The organism is Heyndrickxia camelliae, from assembly GCF_002844575.1.
GTDB classification, from domain to species: Bacteria; Bacillota; Bacilli; order Bacillales; family Bacillaceae_C; genus Margalitia; species Margalitia camelliae.
This window is the reverse complement of the sequence record NZ_PIQO01000011.1, coordinates 124,181-145,680: the sequence shown is the minus strand read 5'-3', so window position 1 is coordinate 145,680 and position 21,500 is coordinate 124,181. Positions and strand designations below refer to the sequence as shown.

Annotated in this window: 22 protein-coding genes, 1 riboswitch and 1 other annotated feature; of the genes, 11 read left to right on the top strand and 11 right to left on the bottom strand. The window is 36.9% G+C overall.

The features are described from left to right. Nucleotides 1-47: 47 nt before the first annotated feature. The 4 genes from CWO92_RS14890 to CWO92_RS14875 form a co-directional block, all read right to left on the bottom strand. The gene (locus tag CWO92_RS14890) at nucleotides 48-962 is read right to left on the bottom strand and encodes a metal ABC transporter solute-binding protein, Zn/Mn family (protein WP_233270004.1); all 915 of its coding nucleotides are present in this window, start codon (nucleotides 960-962) and stop codon (nucleotides 48-50) included. Nucleotides 963-1,157: 195 nt separating this feature from the next. Further along, entirely contained in the window at nucleotides 1,158-1,400 is a 243-nt protein-coding gene (yidD, locus tag CWO92_RS14885; RefSeq protein ID WP_101355005.1) for a membrane protein insertion efficiency factor YidD, read from the bottom strand. 66 nt (nucleotides 1,401-1,466) lie between these two features. After that, a complete protein-coding gene (gene ytzI / locus CWO92_RS14880) occupies nucleotides 1,467-1,628 on the bottom strand; it encodes a YtzI protein (RefSeq protein WP_101355004.1) in 162 nt (53 codons plus the stop codon). Nucleotides 1,629-1,740: 112 nt separating this feature from the next. Next, entirely contained in the window at nucleotides 1,741-1,983 is a 243-nt protein-coding gene (locus tag CWO92_RS14875) for a DUF6154 family protein (RefSeq protein WP_437177554.1), read from the bottom strand. 296 nt (nucleotides 1,984-2,279) lie between these two features. On the opposite strand from CWO92_RS14875, the gene CWO92_RS14870 reads away from it, so the two are divergent. Then, nucleotides 2,280-2,609, top strand: coding sequence for a hydrolase (locus CWO92_RS14870; RefSeq protein ID WP_101355002.1), 330 nt, complete (start codon nucleotides 2,280-2,282; stop codon nucleotides 2,607-2,609). A 32-nt stretch (nucleotides 2,610-2,641) separates the two neighbouring features. On the opposite strand, the gene CWO92_RS14865 is transcribed toward CWO92_RS14870, so the two are convergent. Genes CWO92_RS14865 through CWO92_RS14855 form a run of 3 tightly spaced genes read right to left on the bottom strand, consistent with a single transcriptional unit; the run spans nucleotide 2,642 to nucleotide 5,223 of the window. After that, nucleotides 2,642-3,448: an ABC transporter permease gene (locus CWO92_RS14865; protein ID WP_101355001.1), complete on the bottom strand. Its 807-nt coding sequence runs from the start codon at nucleotides 3,446-3,448 to the stop codon at nucleotides 2,642-2,644. Beyond that, nucleotides 3,432-4,205, bottom strand: a complete 774-nt coding sequence (locus CWO92_RS14860) for an ABC transporter ATP-binding protein (RefSeq protein ID WP_101355000.1) — start codon at nucleotides 4,203-4,205, stop codon at nucleotides 3,432-3,434. Before CWO92_RS14860 ends, CWO92_RS14865 begins: the two co-directional genes overlap by 17 nt. A gap of 16 nt (nucleotides 4,206-4,221) precedes the next feature. Further along, complete coding sequence (locus CWO92_RS14855) at nucleotides 4,222-5,223, bottom strand: ABC transporter substrate-binding protein (protein ID WP_101354999.1); 1,002 nt, start codon at nucleotides 5,221-5,223, stop codon at nucleotides 4,222-4,224. Nucleotides 5,224-5,349: 126 nt separating this feature from the next. On the opposite strand from CWO92_RS14855, the gene CWO92_RS14850 reads away from it, so the two are divergent. Both CWO92_RS14850 and CWO92_RS26075 read left to right on the top strand, forming a co-directional pair. Further along, nucleotides 5,350-6,132, top strand: a complete 783-nt coding sequence (locus tag CWO92_RS14850; RefSeq protein ID WP_235851615.1) for an alpha/beta hydrolase family protein — start codon at nucleotides 5,350-5,352, stop codon at nucleotides 6,130-6,132. Between the two features lie 39 nt (nucleotides 6,133-6,171). Then, on the top strand, nucleotides 6,172-6,414 hold the full coding sequence (locus CWO92_RS26075; RefSeq protein ID WP_158176555.1) for a DUF2584 domain-containing protein: 243 nt from the start codon (nucleotides 6,172-6,174) through the stop codon (nucleotides 6,412-6,414). 76 nt (nucleotides 6,415-6,490) lie between these two features. Here CWO92_RS26075 and pckA read toward each other — a convergent pair whose 3' ends face one another. After that, nucleotides 6,491-8,077, bottom strand: a complete 1,587-nt coding sequence (pckA, locus tag CWO92_RS14845) for a phosphoenolpyruvate carboxykinase (ATP) (protein ID WP_101354998.1) — start codon at nucleotides 8,075-8,077, stop codon at nucleotides 6,491-6,493. Nucleotides 8,078-8,306: 229 nt separating this feature from the next. Then, nucleotides 8,307-8,493, top strand: a riboswitch (SAM riboswitch). A 234-nt stretch (nucleotides 8,494-8,727) separates the two neighbouring features. Between pckA and metK the strand changes: the two genes are divergently transcribed. Further along, nucleotides 8,728-9,924 carry a methionine adenosyltransferase gene (metK, locus tag CWO92_RS14840; protein ID WP_101354997.1) on the top strand — a complete coding sequence of 399 codons (1,197 nt, stop codon included), beginning with the start codon at nucleotides 8,728-8,730 and terminating at the stop codon, nucleotides 9,922-9,924. Nucleotides 9,925-10,106: 182 nt separating this feature from the next. Further along, the gene (gene asnB / locus CWO92_RS14835; RefSeq protein ID WP_101354996.1) at nucleotides 10,107-12,005 is read left to right on the top strand and encodes an asparagine synthase (glutamine-hydrolyzing); all 1,899 of its coding nucleotides are present in this window, start codon (nucleotides 10,107-10,109) and stop codon (nucleotides 12,003-12,005) included. A 62-nt stretch (nucleotides 12,006-12,067) separates the two neighbouring features. Here the strand turns inward: asnB and CWO92_RS14830 are convergent, their stop codons facing one another. Further along, on the bottom strand, nucleotides 12,068-12,823 hold the full coding sequence (locus CWO92_RS14830) for a C39 family peptidase (RefSeq protein WP_101354995.1): 756 nt from the start codon (nucleotides 12,821-12,823) through the stop codon (nucleotides 12,068-12,070). Between the two features lie 253 nt (nucleotides 12,824-13,076). On the opposite strand from CWO92_RS14830, the gene CWO92_RS14825 reads away from it, so the two are divergent. Together CWO92_RS14825 and tbcS are read left to right on the top strand one after the other, a co-directional pair. Then, on the top strand, nucleotides 13,077-13,883 hold the full coding sequence (locus CWO92_RS14825; RefSeq protein WP_101354994.1) for an alpha/beta hydrolase: 807 nt from the start codon (nucleotides 13,077-13,079) through the stop codon (nucleotides 13,881-13,883). Nucleotides 13,884-13,896: 13 nt separating this feature from the next. Beyond that, nucleotides 13,897-15,021, top strand: coding sequence for a tetraprenyl-beta-curcumene synthase (gene tbcS / locus CWO92_RS14820; protein WP_101354993.1), 1,125 nt, complete (start codon nucleotides 13,897-13,899; stop codon nucleotides 15,019-15,021). Nucleotides 15,022-15,045: 24 nt separating this feature from the next. Here tbcS and mnmM read toward each other — a convergent pair whose 3' ends face one another. Both mnmM and mnmL read right to left on the bottom strand, forming a co-directional pair. Continuing rightward, on the bottom strand, nucleotides 15,046-15,618 hold the full coding sequence (mnmM, locus tag CWO92_RS14815; RefSeq protein WP_101354992.1) for a tRNA 5-(aminomethyl)-2-thiouridylate-methyltransferase MnmM: 573 nt from the start codon (nucleotides 15,616-15,618) through the stop codon (nucleotides 15,046-15,048). Next, the gene (gene mnmL, locus CWO92_RS14810) at nucleotides 15,615-16,574 is read right to left on the bottom strand and encodes a tRNA modification radical SAM protein MnmL/YtqA (protein WP_101354991.1); all 960 of its coding nucleotides are present in this window, start codon (nucleotides 16,572-16,574) and stop codon (nucleotides 15,615-15,617) included. Before mnmL ends, mnmM begins: the two co-directional genes overlap by 4 nt. 314 nt (nucleotides 16,575-16,888) lie before the next feature. On the opposite strand from mnmL, the gene CWO92_RS14800 reads away from it, so the two are divergent. The 4 genes from CWO92_RS14800 (at nucleotide 16,889) to leuS (ending at nucleotide 21,480) form a co-directional block, all read left to right on the top strand. Then, entirely contained in the window at nucleotides 16,889-17,164 is a 276-nt protein-coding gene (locus tag CWO92_RS14800; protein ID WP_101354989.1) for a YtzC family protein, read from the top strand. Nucleotides 17,165-17,190: 26 nt separating this feature from the next. Then, nucleotides 17,191-17,361: a glycogen biosynthesis protein GlgD gene (locus CWO92_RS14795; RefSeq protein ID WP_101354988.1), complete on the top strand. Its 171-nt coding sequence runs from the start codon at nucleotides 17,191-17,193 to the stop codon at nucleotides 17,359-17,361. A 170-nt stretch (nucleotides 17,362-17,531) separates the two neighbouring features. Beyond that, nucleotides 17,532-18,722: an MDR family MFS transporter gene (locus tag CWO92_RS14790; protein WP_101354987.1), complete on the top strand. Its 1,191-nt coding sequence runs from the start codon at nucleotides 17,532-17,534 to the stop codon at nucleotides 18,720-18,722. A gap of 64 nt (nucleotides 18,723-18,786) precedes the next feature. Further along, nucleotides 18,787-19,012, top strand: a binding site (T-box leader). A 53-nt stretch (nucleotides 19,013-19,065) separates the two neighbouring features. Continuing rightward, nucleotides 19,066-21,480 (top strand): leucine--tRNA ligase, encoded by a 2,415-nt coding sequence (leuS, locus tag CWO92_RS14785; RefSeq protein WP_101354986.1) that lies wholly within the window; start codon nucleotides 19,066-19,068, stop codon nucleotides 21,478-21,480. The last annotated feature ends 20 nt before the right edge of the window (nucleotides 21,481-21,500 follow it).

The following is a 21,500-nucleotide window of genomic DNA, read 5'->3' as shown; positions in this document are numbered from 1 at the left end:
ATATTATTTGTTTGTGGTATGAAAATATTACGGAAATCAAAGGAAGTTTAGTTTAATGCAGTCTTTAAGGTATGAATATTTTTTTGCATTAAGGTAAAATAATCTTCTTTATTTTTTATATCTGCTTCTCTTAGCACAGCAAGATTGTTTAAATAAAGGACCTTCGTGCCAGTTTCTTGTTGGACAACTTTTGCAAGTTTAGATTGGACATTCTGTTCGAATAATATATAAGACAGATTATCTCTTTTTACGGTATCAATAATTTCTTTTAATTTTTTTTGCGAAGGTTCATCCGTTGTAGAAATGCCAGCAATCGCATCCTGCTTAATACCATATCGAAGCTCCCAATAGGTATAAGCAGCATGGGTAACGACAATTTCCTTCTTTTTACTCTGCTTGGTTACATCTATAAATTGCTGATTTAGTTCATTTAATTTTTTTGCAACGTTTGTATAATTTTTTTCAAACTCATCTTTATGTTTTGGCATTTTCTTAGCAAGTTCTTTACTAATAGTATGGGCCATCTCCTTCATGTAGATAGGGTCAAGCCATACATGTGGGTTCACGTCTCCATGCTCATCCCCGTCATTGAAAGAGGCATCATGTGGTAATTTCAACTGTTCCCCGGTTGCAACCATATCAACATTTTGTCCTTTTAGGATGTCTTTCGCTTTATTGGCGAATCCCTCTAGACCTAGCCCTATATATATAAATAAATCTGAATCGGCAAGATCCATCATATCTTTTTGGGAAGGTTCATACGTATGCTCATCTGATCCTGGTGGATAAATGGTTTTTACATTTACATACTTTCCGCCAATTTGTTTTGTAAAATATTCTAGCGGATAGACAGTTGTATATATGTTTAGTTTTTGATTATTTGTTTTTTCTCCTTGATTAGAACAAGCAGTTACCATAATCAAGAAAAAGGTGAATATAATGAGTAGTAATGGTTTTTTCAACAATTTAGCTCCTCTCTGGTAAGTTTCTTCATTGTCAGCCTCGGCTTCTAGTGAAGTCGTATTAGCTTTATTGATTATCGTAATAATTCCGATTTACTTACCAAAAAAATAAGTTTTCAATTATTTTAGAAAATAGAATGATTCCGATTTAGGGAACAAAAATATAATACTAGATTCGTAGCGGTAAAGCAACAATTATTTTTGTTGCTTTTTTGTTGGCCATTCTGTCGGAACTGGATCTACTCCACCTGGATGCAAAGGGTGGCATTTTAATATACGTTTAATCGCTAAATATCCTCCACGAAAAGCGCCGAACCTCTTAATGGATTCTAGCCCGTAATTCGAACATGTTGGATAGAAGCGACAAGTGGGTGGTTTTAAAGGGGAAATAACAAGCTGATAAAAACGAATGAGAAGGATAAATAAATATTTTAGCATGACTGATAACTTCCTTATTTTTCTTTAGATTATTATGTCTCACATGAAAAGTCAAAAGAACCATCCTTATTTATCTGATGGCTCTTTCTCTGCGTTTTTTATATTTGGGTTATTTTCAATCGGATCGATGGTATGCTTATATGAGTAAGCTTTAGATGTTGTAATAACAGCAGCTGCCATAATAACGATGATAATAATAACTGAAATAATTGCAGTCACAATTAACATAAGAGTACCCCTTTTTCTTCGTCCATATTCTTATTTTATCATGAATTTAATATATTTACGTAAGAAATATGGGATAGAAATGAACATCCAGTGAAGGAAAAATAATCTAAAATCAATGAAGATACTTAGACTGCTGTGTATTGTCCATATTACCTGAGTACTTTGCGAATTTATCTTTCAGTGTTTCGGTTAAATACATACTAATAAAAAAATGTAATTCATAATCATTCATTTCTTTCACGATGTTTAATAACTCTTGGCGACTATTATTTTCTACAACTGCTAACGCAATAATGTCTAAATCTTCATCATCACCTGTTAATCGATCGCGATATATTTCAAAAAGTTCATCCACTAATTTCAAATAGAACACCTTCTTTTTTTATGAGTCTTGTCTAGCTCCAGCGCCTATCGGCTAGCGAATTTCTATGTCTCCTCCATGCGATAAGTCAACATCAGTTGAAAATGGAAATACTATTTTCATTCCCTGTGTTTCCTTGATCATAGTCAAAGACTCCGAAATCTTTACCGCCGTTCACCAAGGTGCTTGCGCTTTTATATTTAATAAGAATATTTTTAGTCGTTTTGTGGGAAACGATACATAAAGAATTTTTGTATGTGAAGTGAAAATAATATAGAGGTGAAATAGCCATGGAAGAAATGAAACATACTTATTATGTAGATTTGGGAAGCGGAGAAATATCTAAAAGCAAAGACGCCTCCGTGTGGAATTTTAAAATTGAAGCGACGGATGAGGAAATTACACAATTAAGACAAATTTTCGATTCCAATTATGATGCAGATATAGAAGGATTTTTAAGAGCACATATTCCTGCATTAGAATACCATCATGACCGTTCGAATGATATATCCGATGAAAATTTACTTCGCGCTTACCAAATGTTGTATGACTTAGGGGATGAAGATGCAAAAAGACATATAGATAATATTGGGATATTAAAGGACTTTACATCAAAATAGCAAGGGTGCCAGACAATTAGCACCCTTTTCTATTAAGAATCCTTAATAAGCTTCTTTTCTAATAAATCGACTAATTGATACATGATTGTAGCGATTACCGCTACTATAATTAACGAAAGCATTACAAGGGTAAAGTTAAACACTTGGAATCCGTATATGATTAAATAGCCAAGACCCTTTGACGCCACTAAATACTCCCCTACAATGACTCCTACCCAGGATAATCCGACATTTACTTTTAATGTAGAGATAATAGTCGGAAAGGAAGCTGGCAGGATGGCTTCCTTGAACATTTGTGACCTTGTTGCACCAAATGTTTGGAGTACTTTCAGATAGTTAGAATCCACATCCCGAAATGAAGTGTAGATGACGATGGTTGTAACGATAACCGAAATAATGATTCCCATCGCGATGCTTGAAGATAAACCTGGTCCAAAGATGACTATTAAGACTGGCCCAAGGGCTACCTTTGGCATGGCATTAAAGATAACGAGATATGGGTCTAATATTTTTGAAAGCCTTGGCGATGCCCATAAGATGGCTGCTAGAAGTGCACCTAGTAACGTTCCTAGGACAAATCCCATAATCGTTTCAAATACCGTTACCCCAATATGGCTGAAAATCGTTCCATCTTGAATCTTGTGAACGAATAATATCCATATTTTTGATGGGGAACTGAAAATAAGGGGATTAACCCAATGAAGCCTGCTTGCTGTTTCCCAAAGTCCAAAAAAGGCAATTAAAATAATCAACTGATAAAATCGGACCCATCTTTTTTCAATCTTTAGCTTATTTAAATATTGGCGATAAAGGAAACTTGGTTTATTCGTGGCTTTCAAGAGATTCCAACTCCTTCCAAATTTCCTGAAATAGCACCGAATAGGCTTCTTTACTTCTTACCTCAAATGGACGAATGACTCTTAGCTCATCAGGGACACGAAACGTTTTATATAATCTTCCAGGCTTAGCGGCAAATAATAAAATTCGGTCACTCATGGAAATTGCTTCGCCAATATCATGGGTAACTAAGACTGCTGTTTTTTTGTAAGACTTTAATGTTTCAAATACTAAGTCCTCTAATTTTAATTTTGTTTGATAATCGAGAGCGGAAAATGGTTCATCTAAAAATAAGATTTTAGGATTAATGGCCAATGTCCTTACTAACGCTGCTCTCTGCCTCATACCTCCGGAAAGTTGTCTTGGATACTGGTTTTCAACACCCTCAAGTCCTATTTCCTTTAGCAAATTAATTGCTGTAGCTCGTGATTGTTCTGTTAATTGTTTATTCAGTTTTAGGCCTAAAAGGATATTTTCCTCTATTGTTTTCCAAGGGAATAAATAATCTTGCTGGAGCATATAGCCGATCGATGATTTTAAGGAGATTGGTGCAGCCCCATCGATTAAAACAGTGCCTTCTGTAGGGTTAATCAATCCGGAAAGGATAGATAACATCGTTGTCTTACCGCATCCACTTGGACCAAGAAGAGAAATAAACTCCCCTTCTTCAATCTCAAAGCTTATGTTTTTTAAAGCATCCGTAGCTGATTTTGGTGTAAAGTAGCTATGGTGGACATTTTCTACAGTTAGGAAGCTCATAAAGGCTTTAACCTCCTTATTCTCTAATAGCTTTTTTTGTAATCGAAGTATTTACAAGTGTTTTATAATCAACCTTTTTTGGCAATTCTCCTGCATTACTCATAATATCTTGAAGATTGTTCCAGCCTTCTTCATTCAACACTAAATCAGTGCCGAAGGATCCTTGATTCCGGTAGCGTTCAATAGAAGATGCTAGTATGTCAATATCTGTGTCTTCGAAAAACGGTTGAACTACTTTTGCAACTTGAGTTGAGTCATGATCTTCTACCCATTTTGCGGCTTTGTATAAGGCACGTACAAACTTTTCAATGGTGTCCTTATTTTCTTTCATATAGCTTTGCTTTGCCATATAATCGGTATAAGGGACATTGCCGGATTCTTTTCCAAAAGAAGCAACAATATATCCCTTTCCTTCTTTTTCAAATACCGATGCAGTAGGTTCGAATAATTGTACAAAATCGCCTGTTCCCGAGGCAAAGGCATTCGCAATATTAGCATAATCGATATTTTGAATAAGTTTTAAATCTTTATGAGGATCAATGCCATGTTTTTTAAGAACAAATTCACCGACCATTTGTGGCATGCCGCCTTTTCTTTGGCCAAGGAAGGTCGAACCCTTTAATTGGTCCCAAGAGAAGTTATCCATTTTTTTTCGGGATACTAGGAAAGTACCATCAGTTCTTGTTAGCTGGGCAAAATTGATAACGGGGTCGTCACTCCCTTGAGCATGAACATAAATGGAGGTTTCAGATCCTACAAGGGCAATATCTGCGCCATCTGATAATAAAGTAGTCATCGTTTTGTCACCACCAGCGGTTGTTTTTAAGTCTACTTTTAAACCTTCATCTTTGAAAAATCCTTTCTGAATTGCTACATACTGTGGTGTATAGAAGACGGAGCGAGTGACTTCTGCGACGCGAACTGTTTTCATGCCTTCTTTTTTCGAACATGCTCCTAAAGAAAACAGCAGAATGAATGTGAACAAAAGTGAAAAGCTAATCTTAAGCCATCTTTTCATATATATACCTCCTTATAGGCATTCGTTTATTTGTTGATTTGTTACATATCGTATGATTGTAAAAAAAATGTGTGAATGCCTAGAAGACATGGATAAAAAAGATTGGCACGGAGGAGAGGATTTTATATGAATATACTGAGAAAAATACGATATCCATCTCCCAACCCTAAGGTAAATATGTACATCATTACCTATATGTCCGGTTCCTATAAAGTTAAAGGACTGTTGGCCGAACCAAACGATGATCAAGTTTATGATGGTTTTTTATACTTAAGAGGTGGAATTAAAAGTGTAGGAATGGTAAGACCTGCAAGAATCGGACAATTTGCAAGTGAGGGCTTTATTGTCTTTGCACCATTCTATCGAGGTAACAGAGGAGGAGAAGGGGATGAAGATTTTGCGGGAGAGGATCGAATGGATGCTTATTCAGCATTTGATCTTTTAAAATGGTATCCCCGAGTAGCAAGGAACCGAGTTCATGTGTTTGGATTTTCTAGGGGAGGGGTAATGGCACTCCATACTGCCATCCATCGAAAAGAAACAGTATCCGTAGTAACATGGGGCGGGGTATCTGATATGGAATTGACCTATTGGGAGAGGCAGGATTTGCGAAGAATGATGAAACGGGTAATCGGCGGTACCCCTGCAAAATATCCTGAGAGATACAGGGATCGAACACCCTTGTATTTTCTAGAGGAATTAGAATCACCTGTATTAATTATTCATGGAGAAAAAGATCAAAATGTTTCTTTTGAGCATGCAAAAAGGTTGGAAAACAGATTGAAGATTCTTGGTAAATCAGTGGAAACATGGTATTTTCCAAATTACACACACTATTTTCCGCCTGCCATGAATCGGCAAATTGTTTCCGATTTATGTTCATGGATGAAAAATCAGCAGGTGACATGATAAAATAGAGAAGGAATGATGAGTAAAGGAGAATACTAAATGGGAATGCCTTTAGAATTAAATACGATAATTGTAACAAAAGGAAATGAAAATAGAATCGGCGATAATTTATTTTTGTTGGAGAAGACAGGGTATCGCTTATATCCAATCGATATTCCAATCGATGTCAAAAGAACAATGGATAGTGATTCAAGCGGGACAGCTATTATACAAAAGGTAGAATGGGAGAAGGGGAAAACAACTATTTTTTATCAGCTAATCTCTTTAAATTCTACAAATTAAAAAGGGTGACTATGATTTTGTCACCCTTTTTAAATAGCAATCTGTTCGATGATGTGCACGATCCTTCTGTGTTTTATTATCTTTTCGGTCCACCCAACTCTTCGATTTCTTTCGCAACATGTGAGAACTTTTGAAAATTCACATGAAATTTTTCAGCGAGTTCTTTTGCCTTTTGTGTATATTCCTCTTGGCTGCCCCATGTTTTATTTGGTAATAATACTTCATCAGGTACTCCGGGAACATGTAGTGGAATATTTAAGCCGAATACGTCATCTTGCACTGTTTCAACATGGTGTAATTTCCCCTCTATTGCAGCTTGAACCATTGCACGTGTATAGCTTAATTTCATACGAGATCCAACACCATACTCGCCTCCAGTCCATCCAGTATTAACAAGAAAGACATCGACATCATAGGCGTCGATTTTCTTACCGAGCATTTCTGCATAGACGGTTGCAGGAAGTGGAAGAAATGGAGCTCCAAAGCATGTAGAGAATGTGGCCTCAGGGGAAGTAACCCCGCGTTCTGTTCCAGCTAGCTTTGAAGTATAACCACTTAAGAAGTGATACATTGCCTGTTCTTTCGTTAATTTACTAATAGGAGGCAAGACCCCGAATGCATCTGCTGTTAAGAAAACGATTGTTTGCGGATGTCCTGCAACACTAGGTTGAACAATATTTTCAATCGATTGAATTGGATACGCTGCACGTGTATTTTCTGTTAAGGTATTATCGTCATATATAGCTTCGTGTGTTTCTGGATCGATCATTACATTTTCCAAGACAGCACCAAATGTAATGGCATCATAAATTTGCGGTTCTTTTTCTCGTGTTAAACCAATGCATTTTGCATAGCATCCGCCTTCTATATTAAAGACCCCATTTGCTGACCATCCATGCTCATCATCCCCTATAAGCTTGCGATTTGGATCAGCTGATAATGTAGTTTTCCCTGTACCGGAAAGGCCAAAAAATAAAGCGACATCACCTTCAATGCCTACATTTGCAGAACAGTGCATTGGTAATATACCTGCTTCTGGCAGTAAATAATTCATTATGGAGAAAATCGACTTTTTCATTTCTCCTGCGTATTCTGTTCCCCCAATTAAAATAATTCGGCGTTCAAAGGATATAATGATAAAAGTTTCCGATTTTGTTCCATCTACTTGTGGGTCTGCCTTAAAATTAGGTGCAGATAAAATAGTAAATTGTGCTTGATGATTCAATAATTCTTCTTCAGTAGGGCGGATAAACAATTGATGTGCGAATAAATTATGCCATGCATATTCATTTACTACCTGAATAGGAAGACGGCTTCTTTCATCAGCTCCGGCGAACCCTTTAAATACAAAAAGTTCCTCTTTTTTGCTTAAATATTGGATAACTTTATGATACAGTTTGTCGAAGACTTCCACAGAAATTGGTTGATTGACAGAACCCCAATCTATTTTATCTTTTACCGAAGGCTCTTCAACAATAAATTTATCTTTAGGGGATCTCCCTGTATATTTTCCGGTTTCAGCCTGAATGGCTCCAGTTGATGTTAAAATTCCTTCTTTCCGCGCTAAAACTTTCTCCACTAAACGAGGAACGGATAATTGAGTGTAAACATTATCTTTATTTAACAATTCTCCTAATCCGTTGGATAAACTGATTGAATTCATGAATGCGCTACCATCCTTTATTAAAGAATTTAATTTCATGTTATGTTAATTAGTATAACACAATTATATAAATAGTCTATACTATATCTGCTTAATTTTTTTTAATAAAAAGTTTTAACCATTAAGCTATTTCTTACTATCATATAATTAATAACCGAAATAACTTAAACCTATGTGAAATAGTTGACATGAAAAGACAAATTGCGTATGATTTTACCTTGAACGGATACTCTTATCCCGAGATGGTGGAGGGACAGGCCCGATGAAGCCCAGCAACCAGCTTTTTAGGTGTATATACTAGAATAAAAGTGAAAAACTAGACAGCTTAGAAATAAGATGTTGGGATTCACTTTTATAAACATTCTAAAATGAAAAGGTGCTAACCTGTAGCAAGGAAACTCCTTGAACGATAAGAGTGAAAGGCGTAAAGACGATTTTATAAACCTTTCCTCAGAATTTTTTATTGGGAAAGGTTTTATTTTGTTATACGTCCCCAACCTATGAAATGCAAAATGAGAAGGATGATACTTCCGAAAATAGCATCTTGAAAGAATCGAGGATAAATTCTATTGATTATTTCATACTATTAGGGAATGAGTACCGTGAGGCGTAAATATAGAGCGTGATTTACCTTTAAGGGAGGAAAAAAGATGACAAATAAACGTCGTTTATTCACATCCGAGTCCGTGACAGAAGGCCATCCTGATAAAATATGTGACCAAATTTCAGATGCCATTTTGGATGCGATTCTAGAAAAAGATCCTAACGCACGTGTGGCTTGCGAGACATCCGTGACAACCGGTCTTGTGCTTGTTGCAGGAGAAATTACCACAAGCACTTATGTGGACATTCCGAAAATTGTTCGAGAAACGATTAAGAATATCGGCTATACTCGTGCGAAGTATGGTTTTGACGCAGAGACTTGTGCCGTTCTTACTTCTATTGATGAGCAATCGGCTGATATTGCAATGGGTGTGGATAAGGCACTGGAAGCTCGTGAAGGCCAAATGTCAGATGCAGAGATTGAAGCAATTGGTGCAGGAGATCAAGGTCTAATGTTTGGTTTTGCATGTAATGAGACAAAGGAATTAATGCCTTTGCCAATTTCCTTAGCACATAAATTGGCACGCAGAATAGCGGAAGTAAGAAAAGAAGAAATTCTTCCATATTTACGACCTGATGCAAAGACACAGGTAACCGTTGAATATGATGAAAATGGGAAACCGGCGAGAATTGACACCATTGTTATTTCGACTCAGCATCATCCTGAAATCAGCTTAGAGCAAATTCAACGCAATGTGAAAGAATATGTCATTGGTCCGGTTGTTCCAAAAGACTTAATTGATGACGATACCAAATACTTTATTAATCCAACTGGTCGGTTTGTAATCGGAGGACCACAAGGTGACGCAGGTCTAACTGGACGTAAGATCATCGTTGATACGTATGGGGGCTATGCACGCCATGGTGGGGGAGCGTTTTCTGGAAAAGATCCTACAAAAGTGGACCGTTCAGCAGCATATGCAGCTCGATATGTTGCTAAAAACATTGTAGCTGCCGGTCTTGCGGATAAATGTGAGGTACAGCTTGCATATGCGATTGGTGTAGCAAGACCAGTATCTATTTCCATTGATACATTTGGAACAGGGAAGGTTTCAGAAGAGGAATTGATTGATGCGGTTCGCGTTAACTTTGATCTTCGACCTGCTGGTATTATTAAAATGTTAGATTTACGACGTCCTATTTATAAACAAACAGCTGCTTACGGACATTTTGGACGCAATGATTTAGATTTACCATGGGAAAGAACTGATAAAGCGGAAGTTTTAAGTCAACTTGCCAAATAATTAGAAAGGAGGGGTTACATAATACTTGTAACTCCTTCTTGCTTTTTAGAATAAAAACACTTTGGAAAAAATTATTTGTCGGGATAAGTAAAATGGCTACTGCAAAAATCAAAAAAAAAATGATAGTATAAGATAGTATGATTTTGTTTTAGCTTAAATTAATGAAGTAGGTGACATACATAATGTGTGGATTTATTGGTTGTGTACATGACCGTTCAATTGAACTACGGGATGAAGATAAACAATTATTTAAAAATATGAATGATATTATTACTCATCGTGGACCTGATGATGATGGTTTTTATGAGGATGAACATATTCAATTTGGTTTCCGCCGGCTTAGTATTATTGACTTGGAGGCTGGACATCAGCCATTAACATATGAAAATGAACGATATTGGATTATTTTTAATGGAGAAATTTATAATTATGTTGAACTACGAAATGAATTGATTGAAGCAGGTTTGACATTTGCAACATCTTCCGATACTGAGGTTATTTTAGCGTTATACAGCCATTATAAGGAAAAGGCTGTAGAAAAATTGCGCGGAATGTTTTCGTTTGTCATTTGGGATAAACAAGAACAATCCTTGCTCGGTGCTCGTGATCCTTTTGGAATTAAACCTTTCTTCTATTTAGAAGAAGAAGATCGAGCATTCTTTGCTTCTGAAAAGAAAAGTATTCTATTAGCCATGGAAAATGAGCTATTGAACTATGATGCTGTTCAGCATTATATGACTTATCAATTTGTTCCTGAGCCTGAAACACTGACGGTCGGAATTAAAAAATTAGAGCCTGGTCATTACTTTGTCAAAAAAATAGGAAAGCCTCTAGATATCAAGCGTTATTGGAAGGCAGCCTTCAAGCCGGTTCAAAAGTCAGAAGAGGATTTTGTGAAAGAAATTAGAGATGTTCTTTTCGATTCTGTTAATGTTCATATGCGCAGTGATGTTCCGGTTGGATCCTTCTTATCGGGGGGGATTGATTCCTCTATCATTGCTTCTATAGCGAAACAATACAATCCAAAAATTCAAACCTTCTCCGTAGGTTTTGAACGAAATGGATTCAGTGAAATTGACGTGGCGAAAGAAACAGCAGAAAAGCTAGGAGTAGAAAACATCAGTTATGTCATTTCACCACAGGAATATATGAACGAGCTACCAAAAATCATGTGGCATCTGGATGATCCATTGGCAGATCCTGCATGTGTTCCATTATATTTTGTCGCGAGAGAAGCAAGAAAGCATGTTACAGTTGTATTATCAGGAGAAGGAGCAGATGAACTGTTTGGAGGCTATAATATCTATCGCGAGCCTCAGTCGCTAGAGGTATTTAATAAAATTCCTACAGTGGGAAAATCGCTTCTGAAGGCGTTGGCTAAAATTCTGCCGGAAGGTGTAAAGGGTAAGAGCTTTATCGAACGCGGCGTTACTCCAATGGAGGAGCGGTATATTGGAAATGCAAAAATGTATACAGAAAAAGAAAAGAAAGAACTTTTATCTCACTATAAACAAGGTCTTGACTATACGGAGATTACAAAACCATTATACTCTGAGACTGTCGGGTACGATCCTGTAGACCGTATGCAATACATTGATATCCATACATGGATGCGCGGGGATATTTTATTAAAAGCGGATAGAACAACAATGGCTCATTCCCTTGAATTACGCGTACCATTTTTGGATAAAGAGGTTTTCAAAGTCGCATCTCAAATCCCAACTAGCTTAAAGACCGCAAATAATACGACTAAATATATCCTTCGTAAAGCTGCAGAAGGAATTGTACCAGACCATGTGCTGAATCGTAAAAAACTAGGTTTCCCTGTGCCAATTAGACATTGGTTGAAGGACGAGATGCATGATTGGGCAATTGACATTATCCGCAATAGCCCAACAGATCATATTATCAATAAAAATTATGTATTGAAGCTTCTGGAAGAGCATTGTCAAGGAAAGTTGGATCATAGCCGGAAAATTTGGACTGTTTTAGTTTTTATGATATGGCATGCAGTTTATTTAGAAGAAAAATATGATTTTCAAAAGCAATTTGAAATGAAGTCAGCACAAGCTACTGTATAAGAGGATATATGCAAGGCGCTTAAGTTATACGTATAAACATTTTCAAAAGTTAAAGCTATCGCTTATTTTTCATAAGTGATAGCTTGACTTCCCATTTGCACCCAAGCTTCCTTAAAGGAATCAGCGGGTGCTTTATTTTTTTGTCCTGTAAGCGGGTCATTAAAATAAATATATTTTTGATCATATCCTGTAAGGAGTACAGAATGTTCTTTATAAGTGATGTGTATTTTTCCGTTTTCTGTATTCCATGTTTGGAAGTAAGAAGGCGGTAATTTTTTATATTCTGTATTAATAATCACCCATATTGGACGATTATCGGAAAGATAGATTTTTAAATCTTCAAAGGAATGTCCCGTAAGATTAATGAGTTTTCCTGGCAAGTATTTATTTCCTAATTCGAAGATGGGTTTATTATAAACACCGAATCCTTGTTGCTGAAAGGAATAAATATTACCTACAAATCCTTCGTTAGGGTCTCCATAATATATTTCCCCATGTTTGATTGTTCTTGGTGTAGGGTTTTTCTTTATTTCCTTTGCAAGGGTTAATTTGTCAATATGAATACCGGCGGATTGCAAAAGCATAGCTAAGCTGGTTACTTCGCACCCTCTATCCAGTTCAGGATATTGTGAAATGACTGGTGCATTAATAGATACCTTATCTTTCATTTTAATCACAGTATATGCGCTTGTATCGATATTCTCTGTGCTTTCATGATGAAATGGAATTGACTCTTTCGTATCACGAATAGCGTATACAATTACACCTGTTCCGATTAAAAATAGAAAACATAATAATACAGAGATAAACTGCTTCATTCCTACCACCTAAAATAGAAGATTCTATGTATTACATCGTCAAACTTTCGAAAAAGTTAATGCCATTTTGTGAAAAGATATATAATAAAGAAAGTAGTTAGTATAATTAGGGTAAAATAGAAGGTACTCTAAGAAAAGCGGAAGCGTATTAGAGCTTGGGCTAGACAATAGACTATATTTATTAAAAAATTGTAAAAAGAAAAATCTTTTATGCTCTTATTATTTTACATAAAAGAGAATGGAGGAAGAAGCTATGTGGAAATGGGAAGCAGATGAAGCTCCAAAAGCGGTCATTGTTATGGTTCATGGGGCGATGGAGCACCATGGCCGATACAGCTGGTTAATTGAAATGTGGCGATCTTCTGGGTACCATGTGATTATGGGAGATTTGCCAGGACAAGGAATGACGACACGATCAAAAAGAGGTCATATTGATTCTTTTGACGAATATATAGTTGAGATAAAAGATTGGATTCAAACAGCCTATCAATTTAATGTTCCCATTTTTGTATTAGGACATAGTATGGGAGGTCTTGCTGTCATTCGAACACTACAAGAAACGAAGCTGAAAATTGCTGGGGTAATATTGTCATCGCCATGCCTTGGACTCGTAGATTATCCGTCCAAAATTCTAAGCGGACTTTCTGTAGGCCTAAATAAAATTGCACCTGGAGTGCGATTTAAAAGTCCCCTAACAATTCAAATGTCTACAAGAAATGAGGAAATCATGGAATCAGCAGTTAATGATTCCCTTTATATTACAAAGATATCTGTTCGATGGTACCGGGAATTAGTAAAGGCGATGAAGCTTGCTTTCACAAATATTTCAAAATTTCCAGACATCCCACTTTTGGTTCTGCAGGGAGGAGATGATAAAATTGTGAGTAAGTCTTCTGTAAGTGAATGGTTTAACCAAGTTAAGCTGTCTGAAAAAAATTATAAAGAATGGCCAAAATGCTATCATGAAATTTTTAATGAACCGGAACGGGAAGACATATTTCAATATGCGAAAAATTTCGTAGAAAATCGATTGCGTTTAATTGGATATATCGTTGATTGAGGTGAATAAATAAATGTCTGTACCCTCTCATCCATTTACACTTATGAACCAGGTATATCGGAAGGTAATGCCAAATGTCCATCGTGAATTATTTTTTTGGAAGGACCTGGCAAGCGCTATTCCGAATGTGGAATTAAGAAAACAGGCCCTAGCTAGTATTGAACATAAAACCTTTCATTGCGAGGGAGGATCTATACTAGGTTTATTAAGTTTGGATAGAAAAGAAGAAGCAATTAAGTTCATCGTGGCATATCAAACCATTAGTGATTACTTGGATAATTTATGCGACCGGAGTACATCTTTAGATCCTGTCGATTTTGCCGCATTACATGAATCGATGAAGGATGCCTTAACCGTGGGAGCAGAGCCTAAAAACTATTATCGATATCGTGAGGATCAAAATGATAATGAATATTTACATAAATTAGTGAAAACATGCCAGGAAGTTCTAGCAAATATAGAGTATTATGAAGCAATAAAACCATATTTAATTGAACTGTGCCAATATTATTGCGAACTGCAAATCCATAAGCATGTATGTGTGGAAGAAAGAGTAGAAAGATTGGAAAATATGTTCCATCAATATAAAAATAGTCTTCCTGAAATGGAATGGTATGAATTTTCAGCTTGTTCTGGCTCCACCCTAGGAATTTTTTGTCTTGTTTCTTATGCAATGCGAAGCGACTTTAAAAAGGAATATGCCAAAATTATTAGAGAGGGTTATTTTCCTTATATCCAAGGCTTACATATTTTGCTCGACTATTTTATTGATCAGGATGAAGATAGAGAAGGCGGAGATTTAAATTTTTGCTTTTATTATGATAATGAAAAGCAATTATTTGAAAGACTTATTCATTTTTTAAAAGAAGCAGATAAGCATACTAATAAACTGCCCGATCAAAAGTTCCATAAATTAATAAACAGAGGGCTGTTGGGTGTCTATTTATCAGATGTAAAGGTAAATAAACAAAGGAATGTACAGAAACTATCAAAGAAACTCATGAAATATGCCGGCTCCATTAGTTATTTTTTTTATTGGAATGGAAGAGCGTACAGAGGATTACAAAACTTTATTCCCACTAGTTTAATCAAGGCTTTGTTGAATAATCGGGTAAAAAATGAAAAAAATGTAGTTTAAGAAAAACGATAAGAGCTGAATCTCTTATCGTTTTTCTATTGCTATAATGAAAGGAGGATGGTTCACTTGATTCATGAATTCATATCTTAAGACATGTGCCTTTCTTTGATCGAGTTTCACAACGTACTCTAATAATTCATCGCGTTCCATTGCTCCCTCAGGATGTCCATGGTAGACAACTAAAATAATCATACCCTCTTTTGGCATAATTTCTAATAATTGTTCAATAGCTGAAATGGTTGTGTTACTATGGGTAACGATGTTCTTGTTTCCCCCAGGTAAATAACCAAGATTAAAAATCGCTGCAGTAATCATTGGTTGAGAATCTTTTGGAATAGATTCCTTTATAGTTTCATGTCCTTTGGTAAAAAGAGTAACCCTGCTATCAAGTTGCGCGTCATTCAAACGTTTTCTAGTATTGGAAATAGCATCCTCCTGAACATCAAATCCGTATACATGTCCGGATTCCCCTACCAATTTTGCTAACATCTCTGTATCATGTCCATTTCCAACTGTTGCATCTACTGCAATATCACCGTTTGAAATAGCAGACTGCAGAAGAGAATGGGCAAAGTTTAGTATTTTCTGTAGCTTCATACATTCATCTCCAATGAGTAATATTTTCCCTGCCAACTATTTCTTCGTTTCAATTCCGAATCAATTGCATTCATGACAGCCCATTTATTTGCACTCCACATAGGGCCAATCATTAAATTCAAGGGACCATCCCCGGTTATTCGATGAATGATCATTTCCGGCGGTAATATTTCTAATTGATCACATACTAAGTTTACATAGTCATCAAAAGTCAGGAACTGTAGTAGTCCTTTTTCATACTGTTTAACCATTGGAGTGCCTTTTAGAAGATGCAGGAGATGAATTTTTATTCCTTGCACGTCTAATTTTGCTACTTCTTTAGCGGTTTCTAACATCATTTCCTTATTTTCAAGAGGCAAGCCATTAATAATATGAGTACAAATACGAATTCCGTGCTTACGAAGCTTGGCAACTCCATCCACATAACATTGATAATCATGTGCACGATTAATGAGCAGAGACGTTCTTTCATGAACGGTTTGCAAACCAAGTTCAACCCATAAATAAGTTCTTTCATGTAGTTCCGCTAAATACTCGACAACATCGTCAGGCAAGCAATCAGGACGGGTGGCAATCGAGATTCCAACCACTCCTTCTTGTTGTAATACAGGCTCAAATTTGCTTCGCAAAACATCTACAGGTGCATGTGTGTTGGTGTATGCTTGAAAATAAGCCATGTATTTAGCGTTTTTCCATTTTTTATGCATTGTCGCTTTTACTTCGTGAAATTGCGTAACGAGATCTTTTGCGCGGTCTCCAGCAAAATCACCAGATCCTGCGGCACTGCAAAAGGTACATCCACCATGCGCTACTGTACCATCGCGATTAGGACAGTCAAATCCTCCATCTAAAGCTACTTTAAAAACTTTATGGCCAAAATGTTCTCGTAAATGATAATTCCAGGTTAAATATCTTTTATGATCAATTGCATATGGATATGGATTTATCTGTGTCATAGATCTTCCTCCAATAACGGGACAATTAATAGCTGTTTTCGTATAAACTGTTGTTTCTTATTATCCTTTACGTTTTGGCGTTTTTTAGGGTGCCTACTATTCAGCCGAAAGAAGAAGTTAATAAGATTTTCTTTTACAAAAGCAACAAAGTTTAAGAAAAGAGCCTGTGCTTCATGAAAATAGTAACAGAAACATGGTGTTGAAGCCATAACCAGTTTACCTTGGATTTCCTACATACTCATGCTATTAGTGAACAAACTATTGGTGAAGCATTTGTATGTGCTTCGATTAGCGAATAAGGAGAGGATTCATAAGTGGCCACTAGACAATCAATTGACGAATGCCTCCAAAGGTGTGATAACGCTATTGAGCAAGCTCAAGAACAATATACAGAAGGGCTCCGCCAAGAGCATTATCATGATTTAGATTACACAAACGCACTTCAGCAACTAGAAGCATCTTATAACGAGGTGTGTCAATTAGCAAATAGCTCTAATTCTCAGCAACGAGAAATTTTACATCGAAAAAGACTGCAACTGCAGGCATTACAAAACCAAATGATCCTTCTTAATCATGACAGACCAATATAAACCAATATTTCATGCTGGAGGAAATCATGAAAAAAAGATCGAAGCAGAATAATCCTGAGCAAAAGACACGTAATGGTATAAATAACGAGGATATGGAACTTGGCAGGGAATATGACCCTGTAAAACAGTTAAAGAAATCTAATTCTAAAAAAAGCCAGCCGGTCCGTTCTAAGCAGCATATCGAAAACCCCGATTAATAAGAAAATAAAGAGCGATACGATAAGCGCTGCAGGTAGAAAAAGGAGTGTATTGTACACTCCTTTTTTCTGAATACATAGTTATCTCTTTTACCCCTTGTCGCTCTAATTTAAAAAGAATACAATGAGGAATGGTATAAAATATATATTGGGGGAAGGGAGCGTTTCTCATGCCTAAATCCTTGTGGCTTTTAGTTATCGGGATGATGGTGAATACAACTGGCTCTTCTTTTTTATGGCCATTAAACACTATTTACATCCATGATCACCTCGGTAAGTCATTATCTATTGCAGGAATTGTTTTAATGTTAAATTCGGCTGCAAGTGTTATAGGTAATCTACTCGGGGGAACACTTTTTGATAAACTAGGAGGATACCGAACCATTATATTTGGTATTATCCTGACTATTTTAGCAGCACTTGGTCTCACTATTTGGCATGATTGGCCAAATTATGTTATTTTCCTAACTTTAACAGGATTTGGTTCTGGAATCATTTTTCCTTGTGTATTTGCAATGGCAGGCTCCGTCTGGAAAGAAGGCGGAAGGCGGGCTTTTAATGCTATCTATGTGGCACAGAACGTAGGTGTAGCAGTTGGTTCTGCCTTAGGTGGAGTTGTTGCATCATTATCCTTTAACTATATCTTTTTAGCTAATTTATGGATGTTTATTATCTTTTTCTTTATAGCATTTTTTGGATATAAAAAATTGTCTGTCCAACCAGCTAAGCAGACATCTATTATACAAGAGCATGGATCTATAAGAAATAAGCAAATTTTCAAAGCATTAGTTATTTTATGTTCGGCTTATTTACTTTGTTGGGTTGGATATGTACAATGGCAGGCAACTATTTCAAGCTATACACAAGAAATAGGAATAACCTTGAGACAATACGGATTGCTTTGGACCATTAACGGTGCTCTAATCGTACTTGGGCAACCGATTGTTGCTCCGATTATAAAGAAGTTTTGTGCAAGTTTAAAAGGTCAAATCATTTTAGGAATTATTATTTTTATCGTTTCGTTTGGAGTCGTGAGTGTCGCACATAGCTTAAGTGCTTTTGTTGCTGCCATGGTTATTCTTACACTAGGAGAAATGCTTGTGTGGCCAGCAATTCCAACGATTGCAAGTCAACTTTCGCCAAAAGGCAAAGAGGGGCTTTTTCAAGGGATTGTCAATAGTACAGCAACGGGTGGTCGCATGGTCGGGCCATTAGTTGGCGGTATAGTGGTAGACTTATACGGAATGTCCATTTTATTTATCTCACTCATCGTATTATTCATATTGTCGATTGGGTTATCGCTATTTTATGATAAGCCATTAAAGTCCACTTCTAAACGGGAACAAACCTTAAGTATGTAACAATGGAAAAAAAGGCTTGCAACAAGGACTAAAATTGGCTAAAATGGTTAATAATTTAATCCATAATGAAACGTTTGAAGTAGGAATAGTAATGATGTCCATCTGAAATAGAGAATTGGCGGTTGGTGCAAGCCAATCAGATCCATCATGAACTCGCCTATTAGTTGCAATGGTGAACGGGGGTACCTAAGTAATCTTTGCCGTATTCCGCGTTAAGGATGAATGAAGCGAGTGCGTGCACTAATTTGGGTGGTACCGCGGGAGTAAATATCTAACCTCTCGTCCCTGTTTTGACAGGGATGAGAGGTTTTTTGTTTTAATAGTAACATAAGGAGGCAATTTCATGAGTTACAATCACATTGAGATTGAGAAAAAATGGCAGAAATATTGGAAAGAACATCAGACATTTAAAACAACAGAGGACCAGTCAAAAGAAAATTATTATGCGTTGGATATGTTCCCATACCCTTCAGGTGTTGGACTTCATGTGGGACATCCAAAAGGGTATATTTCAACCGATATTCTAGCAAGATGGAAAAGAATGCAAGGCTATAATGTCCTTCATCCAATGGGATGGGACGCATTTGGTCTTCCAGCAGAACAGTATGCGATTGATACTGGTAATGATCCTGCTGAATTTACGAAACATAATATTGAAACTTTTAGGCGTCAATTGAACTCACTTGGTTTTTCCTTTGATTGGGATCGTGAGGTAAATACAACAGATCCAGAATATTACAAGTGGACACAATGGATTTTCTTGAAACTATATGAAAAAGGTCTTGCATATGTTGACGAGGTACCGGTCAACTGGTGTCCAGCCCTTGGTACAGTACTTGCTAATGAAGAAGTTATAGATGGAAAAAGTGAACGCGGTGGTCACCCAGTTGAAAGACGTCCAATGAGACAATGGATGCTAAGAATTACTGCTTATGCTGATAAACTTCTTGAAGACTTGGATGATCTTGATTGGCCTGAAAGTCTTAAGGATATGCAGCGAAATTGGATTGGAAGATCAGAGGGTGCTGAGGTTACCTTCAATATTGATGGTACAAATGAAAACTTTACAGTATTCACAACCCGTCCGGATACTCTCTTTGGTGCAACATATGCTGTTTTGGCACCAGAGCATCCGCTTGTAGAAAAAATTACTTCATCTGAGCAGCGTGCAGCAGTTGATGCATATCTTGACCAAATTAAATCAAAAAGTGATCTTGAGCGTACAGACCTTGCGAAAGACAAAACAGGCGTATTTACAGGAGCATATGCTATTAATCCTGTAAATAATGAAAAAATGCCGATCTGGATCGCCGATTATGTTCTAATGAGCTACGGGACTGGTGCAATCATGGCAGTTCCTGCACATGATGAGCGAGATTATGAATTTGCTAAAAAATTTGGTCTAACCATTAAAGAAGTTGTTGCAGGCGGTAATGTTGAAGAGGCAGCATATACTGGGGATGGAGAGCATATAAATTCTGACTTCCTTAATGGGCTAAATAAAGAAGAAGGCATCAAGAAAATGATTGCTTGGCTTCAGGAGAAAGGAATCGGGGAAAAGAAAGTAACCTATCGCCTTCGTGATTGGCTATTTAGCCGTCAACGCTATTGGGGAGAACCAATTCCAATTATTCATTGGGAAGACGGGACGATGACTGCTGTTCCAGAAGAGGAACTGCCACTCACACTTCCGAAAACAACGGATATCAAACCATCAGGTACTGGAGAGTCACCTCTGGCGAATATTGAAGAATGGATTAATGTTGTGGATCCCGTTACAGGCAAAAAGGGTCGTCGTGAAACAAATACTATGCCACAATGGGCGGGAAGCTGCTGGTACTTTATCCGCTATATTGATCCGCATAATAGCGAGGCACTTGCGGATCCGGAAAAACTTAAAGAATGGCTTCCGGTTGATACGTATATCGGCGGGGCAGAACATGCTGTGCTTCATCTGCTATACGCCCGTTTCTGGTATAAGTTCTTGTATGATATAGGCGTTGTCCCAACGAAAGAACCATTCCAAAGATTGCTAAACCAAGGAATGATTCTTGGTGAAAACAATGAAAAAATGAGTAAATCAAAAGGAAATGTCGTCAATCCGGATCAAATCGTTTCAAGTCACGGCGCTGATACGCTCCGTCTATATGAAATGTTCATGGGACCTCTTACAGCATCCATCGCTTGGACAACAAATGGACTTGACGGGGCGAGAAGATTCCTTGATCGTGTGTGGCGTTTGCTTGTAGATGATAACGGTGAACTTTCAAGCAAGATTCAGGAAGGCAATAAGAATGTCCTTGAAAAGGTATACCATCAAACGGTGAAAAAGGTAACAGAGGACTTTGAAAACCTAGGATACAACACAGCTATATCTCAACTTATGGTATTCGTTAATGAAGCTTATAAAGTGGATGTGCTTCCAAAAGAATATGTAGAGGGTTTTGTTAAAATGCTGTCTCCAATTGCTCCTCATCTTTGTGAAGAGCTTTGGGAAAAACTTGGCCATGAAGGTACAATTTCATATGAAGCTTGGCCAACATATGATGAATCTAAGCTTATTGATAATGAGGTAGAAATTGTTATCCAGGTAAATGGAAAAGTGCGTACGAAAATCACAGTGGCTCGTGATGCCTCTGCAAAGGAAATGGAAGAGATTGCATTGGACGATGAAACAGTAAAAGGAATAATCGAAGGAAAAACCATTCGTAAAGTAATAGCTATTCCTGGCAAGCTCGTTAATATTGTTGCAAATTAAGGAGAAAGGGGGTTTTTCAT